This is a genomic window from Methanosarcina flavescens (assembly GCF_001304615.2).
Taxonomy (GTDB): Archaea; Halobacteriota; Methanosarcinia; order Methanosarcinales; family Methanosarcinaceae; genus Methanosarcina; species Methanosarcina flavescens.
On sequence record NZ_CP032683.1, the window covers coordinates 1170765 to 1183178 of the forward strand.

A 12414-nucleotide genomic window follows, 5' to 3' on the forward strand; every position below is an offset into this window, starting at 1 on the left:
TTTGAGGCTATCTGACCTCTATAGCCTGTATGGGGCAAACTTCTTCACATGCTTTGCATTCTACGCATTCTTCTTCATCCACAACTGCACAACCTTCGTCCTCATCAATAATGATTGCTTCTACAGGACACTCCTCCACACAGGTTCCACAGCCTGTACATTCTTCTTTGTTAACTTTTGCTGGCATTTTTATGACTCCTTTCTTGCGTTTTTCTCCATACCTTTTTCTGTAATTTTCTGTTCAGATCAGCATTTTTAAAGCGTGTCAGGGATTTAAAAATCTATACTAGTCAGAAATCTAATTAGTCAGAAATTCAAATTAGTCTGACCCCATTTTTATCTATGCTATTTTATATTATATAAACTTGCTCTTACCTCTTACAAATTTGCTGATTCATTTTGCCGGTTGTCAGGATGCTTTTGAATCTTCTGCCTCTTTTTCTTCGGTAATATCGTAAACTGCTCCCTAGTATTATCTGGCTCTCCATACCTTCCCGGAATTTTCTGATACAGCTCCTTTATCCATCTTATTTTTTCATCCTTGCGTACTATTCTGAACTCAAATTCGGTATCGTGAGCACGAGCGGGATTTTTGATCCTCATCACCTGTTTAAGAACAGAAGGCCGGTCTTCTGGATAGATATGTGCTATTCAGTCTTCCAGAGTAAAGTTTTTAACTTCCTCCAAGTTGTACTCGAAAACTTCTTCAACAGCACCTGCCAATAAAGCCTGTCATTCTGAAGATCATTGTCGTATACGAGCTGCCCTGTCTGTTCTGATTTGAAATCCAGAGAATAACAACAGGGATTACATGGTTTGAAACAAAGTGGAGCATTATAAGAAACGCTGTTAACCAATTTATAAGAAAGCCAGTTTACACCTTAGAATAAAAAGAGAAAAATTCAAAAGTTGTCTGCAAAGCAGGCAACCGCGTAAGTCCTATTATATTCAAGTGCCAGAGTCTCGATCTGGTCACTGCTTTCGCATATGATTCATTCGCTAGCAGCCTGTGATGAACTTCCATATCTTCGCATTTACGCTGAGTTGATACTTCCGAAGGCTCCTCCCAGCTCTCCTTATTTTCAATTTATTTCTGCCATGTGTTATACTTCCTACCGGTTGTTTGTTTGAGATTGCAAATCTCAAAAAATTGAACAAAATTTATCTATTCCAGCCATCTGCCGAATGTTCATGTCTGTCTTTTCTAAGTTATCATTTGTTTGTCTTCTCTAAACTGTTAGTCTTTTCTAAGTTGTTCCCATGCTAGCTCCTGCAAAAACTCTAATAACGGTTTCAATTGATCTGGCACCGTAGCATCATTAAAGGATAATGATTTTTTCTGACCGCCTTCGTAAAGCGTGAGATTATAATGGAACGCATCAGGAGGGCCAGCAATAGTGGAATCGATTTCACTTTGTTGAATTTCAAGTACTCTGGAGCTTTTTATAAGTCCCAGGAGCTTACTGGCAACATCAGGAGGAAGTTTCTCGGTATCTTCACGATATGCTAAATTAATGTTGACATATCCGCCTGAAATCTCAAATTCTATGTGCATAATCAGCGATTCCTGTCTCGGTGAGAAGAGCTCCCTGCACTTTTAAATCACAGGGAGTATAAAAAATTACAACTGTATTAACTGAGCGGTAGGGCTGCCCAGGATATTGGCCTCGTCTTTGGCTGGAAGTCCAACTTCTTTGAATGCTGCCCTCACTTTTTGCGTGGACCCACTTTTTATTTTTCTATTTTTTATAAGAAGCTGGGTAGCTCTGACAATCTGTGCGACAGCATCATTAAAATTTGATGTAGGCCAGAGATTCTGTAATGCAGTATACCATATTAATGCTGCGTTTTCGGTTTCGAGTTCCCTTGCTGCAAGGTAAAAAGCTTTGTTCATGATCCCGCTGTTAATATGCACGCCCCCGTTATCGCTAGGGCCTTTATAAATGTCTCTCATATGGTCAGGTTGCGGGTCCTTGCCCATAAGATCATTATCATATGCAGTCCCAGGTGAAGCCATGCACCGAAGAGCTTCTCCATATAATTTTGGTCCCATAATTTCGTCACCGATTAGCCAATCGGCATCATCTGCTGTTATTTGTTCAGCATGCTGTGTAATCACGGTCCCGAACACATCAGAGAAATGTTCATTCAATGCCCCCGATTGATTACGATATTCCAGATTAGCCGTCCACTGTACAACGCCATGAGCCAGTTCATGGGCTATAACCTCACGTGATCTGGAAAAATTGGTGAATATTATATCGTCCCCATCCCCAATGGTGATTTCTTTACCATTGAAAAAGGCATTATTGAACTTTACACCAAAATGAACATTGCATATTATGTCCATCCCATTGTTATCAATGGAATCTCTACCTAATTTTTCTCTAAAGTAGTCACAGAAATTCCCAATATGGTCATAAGCATAATTCACAGCATCATCTTCTACAACCGGGCCTCCTTCATCTCTTATTAATTTCACCTGATACTCCGCTTTATTCTGCGAATCAAACACCCGCCTGGCGGATCTCCCTCTCTCTGCTACCGGAGCAGTACCCAAAAACGCTCCTATCTCCGGAACTACAGATGCTATTTGTTTGAAGCTACTCCTTTCTTGATGAAGGGTTCGCGTTGCGTCCTCAATCCCGGCTTTTGCCAGGTTTTCGAGAATAAAAGGTGGTACAAACGTGCAGAAACATTTATGGCTAACCTTTAAATTTGTAATATGATCCAAACTCCTATCCCCCATGATATTGTTTAATCCCCATCTTAGAGCATTATTTAAACACTTATAAAATATAGTTGTAGCAAAAAAGAAAAATTAACTATAATTCTAAAACATTTAAGATTAAATACGCTCTCTGTAACGTTATATTTTTAAAGGAATAAATAACTAACGCAATTATATTTTTAAGCATATTCTGTTACTCAAATATATTATTCTGGGTCGCTGGATAACTTCTTTTTTACTTTTCTTCTCAATGAAAGTTTTAAAAAATTCTAAATCTCTGGAGTTACATCAGGATTAAGAATTTTGTTCTGAATTTAAAACCAGGGTTATATCTAAATATTTTAAATGGTAATTCTAATTAGTGGGATTATGACAGGGGAATATATAATTACTGGCAGGATCAGGGATAAGGATAATAATCCTGTTGAAGGCTACACCGTAGAAGCCTACGATAATGATCCAGACCTTTTTGGTTTTAACGATGACTTGCTTGGAAAGACAAAGTTCGATATAAAGCTCTAAATGATCCTAAATCAAAACTAAGGGTGTTTTGCAATTGTGTGGCTGAGAAGATAACAGGTTCACATGGAATTATTGACGGGGTAGAAGGGCATTTCTTAAACAGGATAGGTAGTGCAATTCACAGCATAAGGGTTAACGCAAAGCTTGTAATCATATCTGCAGGCTCCATTGGTTCGACACAGGTACTGATGAAAAATTCCATCGCAAAAGATAAGACCGGAAAGGGCCTTGCTATGCACCCCGCACCTTTTATCCTTGGTGATTTCCCCTTTGAAATAAGGGCTAATCAGGGCATACCTATAAGTTATACCCTGCACGAATTTGGAGTGACGAATGGAGTGGAAGACGGAGGGTTTCTCATACAGGCTGTATATTTACCTCCTTTACAGTTCTCAATGGCTCTTCCAGCAACCGGCAGGCAGGGACAGGATCTTATGAGCCGATACAATTATTTTACAATGGCAGGAGTGGAAACAAGGGACGAGTCGAATGGTGTAATAACCTTATCGGATTTTGGTATTCCAAGAATGTCATATTCCTTTGGCGAAAAAGAACTGGATATTATGTCAAGGGGCGCTTCAATAATCTCGAAGATGTGGTTCAGGCTCGGTGCAAAAAGGGTTATTACTTCTCACATGGTAAAGCGTGAACTAAAAAGCGAAAGTGAAATCCCTGAACTGATAAACGCCATAAAGAAGGATCCTAAAAATCTTCTGGTAGGTTCTGCCCATCCTCAGGGAGGCAACAGAATGGGCAGCGATCCGGACAGGTGCGTTGTAGACTCTAACTGTAAAGTATACGGGTTCAGAAACCTTTTTGTCTGTGATGCAAGTGTTTTTCCAACAGCAGTTGGAGTAAACCCTCAGATGAATATTATGGCTCTTGCCTCTATAATCTCTGATAGAATAAACAAAAATTGGGATGATTTCGTGTCTGAATAATGAAAAGAAGGCCTGTAAAAAGGCTTTTTAGAAGTAAAAATTCCAGTTTAAGCCCTCAAAGCATTTTGCAGCTCTCTGGAATTTCAGATTCTTAAGGCAATTCCAGCTCGACAACTACTTGCGCATGGTCCGACTTCGGGAATTCGGTATCAGTTGCAAAAGCTATAGTCTCATCATGCCGCAGTTTGTTGTGTACCTCAAAATGCTTAAAGTATTCAAACAGGTCTCTTAATCTGCAGATGATCCAATCCTCCCTTTGCCTTGGTGGTAAAGCGAAAAACGGGAGGATTCAGGGATGCTTATTTTACAGGGCAGTATCACGCATCCTGGCAGTTTTTCGTTCTATGTTTTCAACTTTTTCCTGAATGGGATCAAGAGGCACCTCATCAAATTCCGCATTGAAACCTCCACAGATTACGATCCAGAGATTCTCGGTTTTATCGGATAAATCATCAGTTAATATCTTTACTTCAAAATCGGAATAAGCGTTGCTAGTTATCAAGCACCCGGTATCCAAGAATTAAAGCCCATTAACTTTAACAAAAAAGTATTAGATACACAATGTCTGGATTATCCCGACTATCAGGAGTCCTTGGAAAATGAAAAAAAATCTATCTCTTCACAGAAATTCCGGCCCGGAGTATACCATTCTAGACGACTGGATTTTACACGAAACGATTCCTTTCTCTATAGATTCACCCGAAATCTTCAACGTCGCCGTCGACAGGGTTATCACCTCACTTGATAACTCGGTGAAGTTGCTTGGCTTTGGAGAAGCACTTCATGGCGGCGAAGATATTCTTATACTTCGCAACCGGCTTTTCCAGCGCCTGGTAGAAGCACACGGCTACAGTGCCATTGCCATCGAAAGCAGTTTCCCCAGAGCGCACCTTGTGAATGAGTACATAGCTGGCCACGGTCCGGCATCGTATGAGGATTTGCAGGATTCCGGATTTAGCCACGGTTTTGGCGGGCTCGACGCGAATCGAGAGCTGGTGGAGTGGATACGGCAATACAACGCTGATTCTTCCCATCCAGTCAAACTTCGATTCTATGGCTTCGATAGCCCGACAGAAATGACCTTCAGCGATAGCCCAAGGCAAATTCTATACTTTATTCTCGATTACCTTGCCTCGATCGATAGTGTCAGCAGCCAGAAACATCGGGAGCGTATAGACGCATTTCTTGGTCAGGACTCTGATTGGGAGAATCCTGATGCAATGATGGACCCATCTAAGTCAATAGGCTTATCCCCGGCTGCAACCTCACTTCGGATTGAGGTGGAAGATCTCATTATGGAATTGCGCTTACGCCGTCCCGAATTGGTAGCTAAGAGTGATGAGAGCCGTTATCTGGAAGCTGTGCAATATGCAGTGCTCTCCAGGCAGTTACTTAACTATCATGCGGTGCTGGCGCGGACTTCTGCCAAACCAAAAGAAAGGCTTGTCGAAGGCCTCGGCATTCGTGACCTGATAATGGCAGATAATCTGACGTATATAGTGTTCCGTGAACGCGGCAGGGGAAAAGTTTTTGCCTTCGCTCACAACAGCCACCTGCAGCGTGGAAAGGCGCAATGGCAACTGGGCACTGATTTACTCATCTGGTGGCCAGCAGGAGCCCAACTCAATGAGATATTCGGCTCACATTATGCCGTAATCGGAACAGCCGTGGGCGTTTCAGAAGCCAATGGCATCAGTGAACCCGAAGCCGGTACTCTTGAGGCTCGATTGACCAGCTCACCAGGACCGGGGCGATTCATTCCAACCTATAAAGGTCAGGGACTTCCAGCTTCTGAAATTGAAGCTCTTCCAATTCGCTCGGGCAGTATGAAGAATTCGACTTACTTCGCACTAACTCCGCAAAGCTTCACTGACTTTGACTGGCTTGCTGTCTTGGATTCAACGGAATACAGCCGCGGTGGCCCTCCATTGCAATAAAGGGACGCTGACAATGAACACTAATTCAAGGCAGTAAAACCTGCGATATTCTGCCAGCCGCCAGTACAGTGAGATGTAAAGTCGGTTAAATATTCAAACAAGGTTGAAAAATAAAAAATACTCAAGCTATTAACGTTATTAAATGTAAACAATAGCCGCCGGAGGGATTCGAACTCCCAGCCTGCTGATTACGAATGATAGTAAATATAAAAATTTTTCGATCATGTGTAGTTCCAGTTAAAGTGAATTTCTTCCACTATCACATTGAACTTTTACAATTCATAATGAAAAATCCTCGATTTTCTCAAAAAAGTGGATTTCAGGTTTTGTGATTACTCCTGCTTTTTTCATTATTTTTCTCAGTTCTTCAGATTCTACGAACCCGGTTGCGTTTTCTTTTGTATCCCATTCCAAAAGGATGAAGATCTCATTGGGGTCATCCAAACTGCGGAAAAGCTGCCAGCCTTTACAGCCTGCTTTTTCTCTCCTTGATCCATCTTCATCAAAAACAGGTTCCCACTTTGAATAATCTTCGACCCTGTGCTTTATAAAAAAATATACTATAACTATCCCCCCGCTTTACCCAAAGGTTATTGTAAACAAGACTACGTACTTGAGATAAAGTCAAGTATGAGTTAGATGAAGGATTATGCTACTGAGTTTGTAATTCAGCTGCTTCAATCCTAATTTTTATTCTTTTTCCAAATCTCCCCATACTTCTTTCTCAATGTAAAATTACCAGCCTTATAATCTTTTGACCCCTCTTCTATTGATTTCATATCCTCTTCACTAAGAGGCTGCCAATCATAAGCATAAGTAGCTAATCTTTTTATTATAGAATCAAGAGATTCTTGAGGATATATTTTTCAAGCCTATCAACAATTCTTCCGCTTCAGAGTCTATACTGATAGCTGTTGATAATGCCACAATATCTCATAAGATGTTATCTTATTTAAGAGCCTATTCGAAAATGTGTGACTCACATTATCTGATGATTCCAATATCGAGCCTTTCTAACATAGAGTTTTATAGAAATCAAGAGGGTAATATTGTAGTAGATTTTAAATTGGGGATATGGTAGATTTTAAATTGGGAATGACGGTTTGTATTGCTATTGAAAACACTGATTTTAATACATATACCCTTTATAAATCTCTGAGTTTCTTACAGAAATATAAGTCAATAAATTAATAATAATAGTATAACTGGCTTTACCGGTTATAGAAATTTTTTATTTGACTCAAGCCCAGGCTTGAGCTTCTTTGCTCATAATGTAGGCAACCATATCAGGGTTAAGTCTGCTTTCCCTTAAGATTCTCTCCTCAATCACCTCATTGGATTTACCTGCAATCTTCATTTCCTTTATTTTCTCAAAGACCGAGGTGGGAATGATATAATACTCGTTTATATCCTTTCTGTGACCCCAAACATCGCCTTCAATAAGCTGGATTCTCTGCATTTCAAGGAACATTCCAATGGATTTTGAGACCGTACGTCTGTAAGATTTTGGAATTTGTATAGCCTCAATTTTCGGGCAGGTTTCGACAAGTGTAAAAATATCCTTGTTCGACGGCCTGAAAGCCAGGTGAACAACACGTTCATTAGGATTTAATGTAAAGATTTCTTCTTTTGAGCTAACTACTCTAATCTTCATATCTTTCCCCTTGCAAAGTTTTTAATCTCATAGGACTTAAATATTTAAGGATTAAAAATCACGATCACTGATAATTCCTTGTTTTATTCGATTTCTTTACATTTTTTACCCAATAGGCTGGGTTTAATAAAGAGCCATTTATAATCGAAATTACTTGGAAATCTTCAAATATATACATACTTATTTTTATTATATTTTATAAAAACAGAAAATGAAATTTAAAACTTCATAATACTTTGTACTCAAAATTAAAACATTATAAAACCAAAAATATTTTTACTCTTAATGCATATCTCTTAAATAATAAATTTAACATATATGAAGAAGTAGTGGCTCTTTATATCTCTTTATAGTTCTTCATATCTAAACACACCACATTTCTAAAGTTTTTTTCTGTATGCCTGGGTTATTAAGGCTTTTTATGGTATTACAGGACCGCATATGTAGTATTTTAAGGAAAAAAAGCTTATTATTTTCACAACAATGCTGCACTTACAAAGAACAGCCAATCAACTAATCATTCCTGTATATTTGTATATCAGCAGCCCTTCTCCAATTAAGGTACACTTATTTCTCTGGCATTGAAGGGGTTTGGGTGTGAGTGGGATTTGGTTTGTCTAGAGTTATAGAGAGAAAGGGAATTAGGAACGAGCAATACGCTGTAATGGTTCAGGTTCATTTCTTATACCACTAAACCGGATAGTGAACTCTGTCCCATTGTTTCTTTTCAGTTCAAGTTCACCATCTAACTGGTCTACAAGGGAAGTTATAAGCTGAAGCCCCAAACTATCGAGTTCTTCAATATCAAGATCAAGATTTTCAGGCATGCCTATGCCGTCATCTGAAACAATTAGAACAAAGTCGGCACACTTACAGCCATTGTTTTTGCATTTTCCTATCTCGTCCCTATGGAGTTTGATTTGGATCTCTCCTTTATCCCGGTCAGGAAATGCATATTTAAGAGAGTTTGAAACCAGTTCGTTGATAATTATCCCTAGCGGAACAGCAGTATCCATATCTAAAAATAGGTCTTCTTCCAGATCGAGATTCAAGTTAACATCGGTTTCAAGCCTGTATGTAAGGAGCAGGTTATCAGCTAAGTCCTTGATGTATTTAGAAAAATTAAGCACATCGATATTTTCATCTTTGTACAGTTCTTCATGTATAAGAGCAATAGAAAGAACTCTGTCTATGCTTATTGCGAAAGCGTTCAACACTTCTGAATCTCTAATGTTGTTTCTGCCTTTAAACATCTCAGCCTGAAGATCCAGGAGAGAGGAGATTACCTGAAGATTATTCTTGATTCTATGATGGATTTCCTTTTTACGGAAAGTCTCGAAATTCATTAGAGCTTCTTCAGCTTCTTTTCGCTTTGTAATGTCAGTATGGAGGTTCAGAACCCCGATAAACTTACCATCCTTATCAAAAAGAGATTTAGAATTTGTATGCATCCAGATAGGATGACCGTCTTTACGTATAAGTTTAATTTCAAAACTTTCATTGGCGCTTTTACATCCTTTTTCTATCATCTGGCTGATAATAGCCTTACTTTCATTACTGAGAAAGTCCCACATCGATCTGCCAATAAGTTCTTCTGAACTGTAGCCAAGCATATCTTCAATCTTCTTATTGACAAAAGTAATTCTTTCTTCAGCATCAATTATGCTTATGCCTTCATTTGCGGTCTCAACGATGTTGCGGTACTTATCCTCACTTGCGCTCAACGCTTCTAAAAGAGCTTCGCGTTCAGCTAGCGATTGAGCCAGCTTGTTATTGCTATAGCTTAACTGTGAGAGTATATTGGCAATGGTCATGAAGAAAGACAAGGCTGTATCCACGGCTTTCCTGCTTAACCGCGGAACTTTTTCAAGTGCTGTTATATATTCCTCTTCGTTGAAGCCGTATTTTCTAGCCTGTGATCGGAAAAGCTCATAGTCCAGAGGCTCGTTATTAAAAATGAACTGCCCTGCGATGATATTGCCTATATGTTGGTTACTCACCGTGATAGGAGTCAATATATCCCACATATTGTTCTTGCACTTGTACAGCTTATACTCTCCAGGGAGTATATCCCTGGATTGTTCTGTAATACTTTCTATGCAATGCTTGCAAGTTTCTGGGTGAACCCTGTGAAATTTAGAGCAGATATCCTGGAATCCAGCACCTGCCAGAACATTGTCTTTGAGATCTCTTAAGCCAATTGGAATATGAGTAAGTTCATAGAAATCATTGATAAGGGACTGAACCGTTTGGATATCAATGATTTCGGCAAGCTCCACGTTCGCTATTTCCTTAGATCCATTTTCCTGAACTTTTTCATTAAGATCTTTCTGGTTGTTTATATCAAATCCATAAATGTTTACGCATTCTTCTACTGGTAAGGGGTGAAAAGAGACCAGGTATACTTTATTTCCCACTTTAACTTCTATTTCTTCGGCGTTATTCCGTGAAATTACCCTTTGCACAAAATCTATGATAAAGGGAGGCAATTTTTCTTCGAATCCCATACCCCATCCATGCAATAAGTGCTCATATACTCCATTTGAGTAAAGAACCCGCCCATCCTTTCCCACACTGATCACAGGATTCGGGTTCTTTGCGGGAAATAGCTTCATTTTTTCCATTTTTCCCCTCAGGATCTTCTTTGATAGTAATATGCCTATTTCTCAATGAAACAGGATAGATTATTACTTTAGCTAACATTACTCCTTATTTTCGACTCTGTAGAAATCCTCTAAATTCTATTTTTACCAAAAAATATTATAAAAATAAAATTGTAAAAATGCTCTTTAATTTTTTTTATCCCCACAGAAAACAAAGGAGCAATTGCTATTGTCATCAAATAAGTATATTAAATTTATCAATTTCAGTCTTAATTCTGCCCTTAACAAAGAATAGTGTGGATAATTCAGCAAATATTTATCCGTTTCTGGATAGTTAAACATAATCCACATTTATCCTAACTCAAAAAAGTGATAGAATTACTATATTTTTCTCACCCCGCAAGCCAAACGCAACCATATGGATAGACCAACACATACATTCAGCGTTACCTAACCCATTAAAGGTATGCTCATATAATCCGGTGGGTAATTATTAAGTACAGTAAATAGAAGAGATGCGGTACCGGACAAAAATTTTATTAAGCCGCCGGAGGGATTCGAACCCTCGGCCTGCTGATTACGAATCAGCCGCTATACCGCTAAGCCACGACGGCAAATGAATAAGAAAAATAAGCAGACTTAAAATAGCAATCAAGAATTTAATTATTTCGCTCGGGCGGAGCTATCTGCTTTTACAGATTCTGGATAATCTTGATCCACTTAAATAATTATGGCGTCCCTTAATAACCCTGACATTAATTAATAATCCTATAATTAATAATCTGTAATTAATAATCCTATATTGTTTAAATAACCCTGGCTTCTATGCAGATATTATACTGGTGAGGGGCATAAGAGCGAACTACTCTTTTGTCCAGAATCTCGATTTTCCTTCCTGCTTTTTCCGCAGCCGCCCTTATTAGTTCAATAGAGCTTTCGAAGAGGTCGTCCTCAGGGGTTATTCCGTAATAATGGATTATTCCGCCGGGCTTTGTCAGGAGCACCGCAGAGTCCAGAAATTCAAAAGCTTTATGGGGAAGATTCATAATCACATGGTCGGCAGTGCCTGCAAACCTCTTTGCTTCTTCCCTAGCATCACCTTCTATTGCTTCGATGTTTTTCACAGAATTAAGAATTATGTTTTCCCTGAGATACCGTACAGCTTCCGGGTTTTTATCGATTGCCAGAACTTTTGAAGGTTTTTTGTTTTTCGCAATCAGGATGCTGTAAGGGCCTACGCCTGAAAACATATCAACAACAATATCGCCTTTTTTAACCCAGGAGAGAACTCTTGAGCGTTCGGTCGAGAGGCGGGGAGTAAAATAAGCTCGTGAAAGGTCAACCTGATAGCGACAGCCGTATTCCCTGTGAATTGTTTCGGTCCTGGGCTCGCCTGCAATAACCTCAAACTCCCTGACCCGGAATTCCCCAATCACAGGTGTAAGAGGCTTAAGTACAGTTTTTACATTCGGATGTGCCCGGAGTAGGGCGTCGGCAATTCTTGAGGCTTTCTGGGTATCAAGATCAGGATCTTCCAGAAGGGCAATATCTCCTATAACCTCATAGACTGGGCTGAAACCAAGCAGATCTTCAGGAACAGGCTTTTTTTCTTGAATTTCGAAATCACACTCATTAAGCTCAGTTTCTTCAGGGAAATTCCTCAGTTCGTCAGGAGCAGGCTCTCTGGTCAGAGGAAGATAAAGAAACATCTCATCTGCACTTATTTTTACGGAATTGTCAAGAATCTCAAGCTCAAGGAGCATTCTTCTTATTGATTCTCCTTTCTTTTTAGGGACTTTTATGCACTGCCTTCTCATGGAAAATCGACCTTTCGAAAGCCTAAGGCTATCCTTCTATTAATAAGCTGTCTCAATAACTGTCCGGTTACTTGTCCTGCACTTATCCAGCTATTTTCTCGGACGTTAAAATTCTGAAAAATCTGAGAAGTCCGACTGAGCTTTTCAGTAACGGAAGATTTCTCAGAATCTTTGCTTCCAAAGAGATCATTAAGCGTGAACCTTATTTT

Annotated in this window: 12 protein-coding genes and 1 tRNA gene; 3 read left to right on the forward strand and 10 right to left on the reverse strand. The window is 39.4% G+C overall.

Going from position 1 to position 12414, the window contains the following annotated elements; translation table 11 throughout:
• Nucleotides 1-7: 7 nt before the first annotated feature.
• The 4 genes from AOB57_RS05230 to AOB57_RS05245 all read right to left on the reverse strand — a co-directional run bounded on the left by AOB57_RS05230 (nucleotide 8) and on the right by AOB57_RS05245 (nucleotide 2734).
• A complete protein-coding gene (locus AOB57_RS05230) occupies nucleotides 8-187 on the reverse strand; it encodes an indolepyruvate ferredoxin oxidoreductase subunit alpha (RefSeq protein ID WP_054297866.1) in 180 nt (59 codons plus the stop codon).
• Between the two features lie 191 nt (nucleotides 188-378).
• Nucleotides 379-651, reverse strand: coding sequence for a PAS domain-containing protein (locus AOB57_RS05235; protein ID WP_226999677.1), 273 nt, complete (start codon nucleotides 649-651; stop codon nucleotides 379-381).
• A 586-nt stretch (nucleotides 652-1237) separates the two neighbouring features.
• The gene (locus AOB57_RS05240) at nucleotides 1238-1555 is read right to left on the reverse strand and encodes a protealysin inhibitor emfourin (RefSeq protein WP_054297864.1); all 318 of its coding nucleotides are present in this window, start codon (nucleotides 1553-1555) and stop codon (nucleotides 1238-1240) included.
• Between the two features lie 66 nt (nucleotides 1556-1621).
• Entirely contained in the window at nucleotides 1622-2734 is a 1113-nt protein-coding gene (locus AOB57_RS05245; protein WP_226999652.1) for a M4 family metallopeptidase, read from the reverse strand.
• Between the two features lie 366 nt (nucleotides 2735-3100).
• On the opposite strand from AOB57_RS05245, the gene AOB57_RS05250 reads away from it, so the two are divergent.
• Both AOB57_RS05250 and AOB57_RS05255 read left to right on the forward strand, forming a co-directional pair.
• On the forward strand, nucleotides 3101-3253 hold the full coding sequence (locus tag AOB57_RS05250) for a peptidase associated/transthyretin-like domain-containing protein (RefSeq protein ID WP_167829549.1): 153 nt from the start codon (nucleotides 3101-3103) through the stop codon (nucleotides 3251-3253).
• Nucleotides 3254-3276: 23 nt separating this feature from the next.
• Nucleotides 3277-4194, forward strand: coding sequence for a GMC oxidoreductase (locus tag AOB57_RS05255; RefSeq protein ID WP_394339703.1), 918 nt, complete (start codon nucleotides 3277-3279; stop codon nucleotides 4192-4194).
• A 304-nt stretch (nucleotides 4195-4498) separates the two neighbouring features.
• Here AOB57_RS05255 and AOB57_RS05260 read toward each other — a convergent pair whose 3' ends face one another.
• Nucleotides 4499-4711 carry a hypothetical protein gene (locus tag AOB57_RS05260; protein WP_054297862.1) on the reverse strand — a complete coding sequence of 71 codons (213 nt, stop codon included), beginning with the start codon at nucleotides 4709-4711 and terminating at the stop codon, nucleotides 4499-4501.
• Between the two features lie 82 nt (nucleotides 4712-4793).
• On the opposite strand from AOB57_RS05260, the gene AOB57_RS05265 reads away from it, so the two are divergent.
• A complete protein-coding gene (locus AOB57_RS05265; protein WP_054297861.1) occupies nucleotides 4794-6131 on the forward strand; it encodes an erythromycin esterase family protein in 1338 nt (445 codons plus the stop codon).
• 279 nt (nucleotides 6132-6410) lie between these two features.
• On the opposite strand, the gene AOB57_RS05270 is transcribed toward AOB57_RS05265, so the two are convergent.
• The 5 genes from AOB57_RS05270 to AOB57_RS05290 all read right to left on the reverse strand — a co-directional run bounded on the left by AOB57_RS05270 (nucleotide 6411) and on the right by AOB57_RS05290 (nucleotide 12205).
• Nucleotides 6411-6701, reverse strand: coding sequence for an antibiotic biosynthesis monooxygenase family protein (locus AOB57_RS05270; RefSeq protein ID WP_082384056.1), 291 nt, complete (start codon nucleotides 6699-6701; stop codon nucleotides 6411-6413).
• A 670-nt stretch (nucleotides 6702-7371) separates the two neighbouring features.
• Nucleotides 7372-7785, reverse strand: a complete 414-nt coding sequence (locus AOB57_RS05275; protein ID WP_054297860.1) for a DUF1699 family protein — start codon at nucleotides 7783-7785, stop codon at nucleotides 7372-7374.
• A 641-nt stretch (nucleotides 7786-8426) separates the two neighbouring features.
• Complete coding sequence (locus tag AOB57_RS05280) at nucleotides 8427-10409, reverse strand: PocR ligand-binding domain-containing protein (RefSeq protein WP_054297859.1); 1983 nt, start codon at nucleotides 10407-10409, stop codon at nucleotides 8427-8429.
• A 521-nt stretch (nucleotides 10410-10930) separates the two neighbouring features.
• A tRNA-Thr gene (locus AOB57_RS05285) sits at nucleotides 10931-11002 on the reverse strand.
• Between the two features lie 192 nt (nucleotides 11003-11194).
• Entirely contained in the window at nucleotides 11195-12205 is a 1011-nt protein-coding gene (locus tag AOB57_RS05290; protein ID WP_054297858.1) for a class I SAM-dependent methyltransferase, read from the reverse strand.
• Nucleotides 12206-12414: the final 209 nt, after the last annotated feature.

What these genes read in the sequence shown, in the direction of transcription:
- AOB57_RS05230 (WP_054297866.1), bottom strand. Translation starts at nt 187, where the DNA reads ATGCCAGCAAAAGTTAACAAAGAAGAATGTACAGGCTGTGGAACCTGT.
- AOB57_RS05240 (WP_054297864.1), bottom strand. Translation starts at nt 1,555, where the DNA reads ATGCACATAGAATTTGAGATTTCAGGCGGATATGTCAACATTAATTTA.
- AOB57_RS05250 (WP_167829549.1), top strand. Translation starts at nt 3,101, where the DNA reads ATGACAGGGGAATATATAATTACTGGCAGGATCAGGGATAAGGATAAT.
- AOB57_RS05265 (WP_054297861.1), top strand. Translation starts at nt 4,794, where the DNA reads ATGAAAAAAAATCTATCTCTTCACAGAAATTCCGGCCCGGAGTATACC.
- AOB57_RS05275 (WP_054297860.1), bottom strand. Translation starts at nt 7,785, where the DNA reads ATGAAGATTAGAGTAGTTAGCTCAAAAGAAGAAATCTTTACATTAAAT.
- AOB57_RS05280 (WP_054297859.1), bottom strand. Translation starts at nt 10,409, where the DNA reads ATGGAAAAAATGAAGCTATTTCCCGCAAAGAACCCGAATCCTGTGATC.
- AOB57_RS05290 (WP_054297858.1), bottom strand. Translation starts at nt 12,205, where the DNA reads ATGAGAAGGCAGTGCATAAAAGTCCCTAAAAAGAAAGGAGAATCAATA.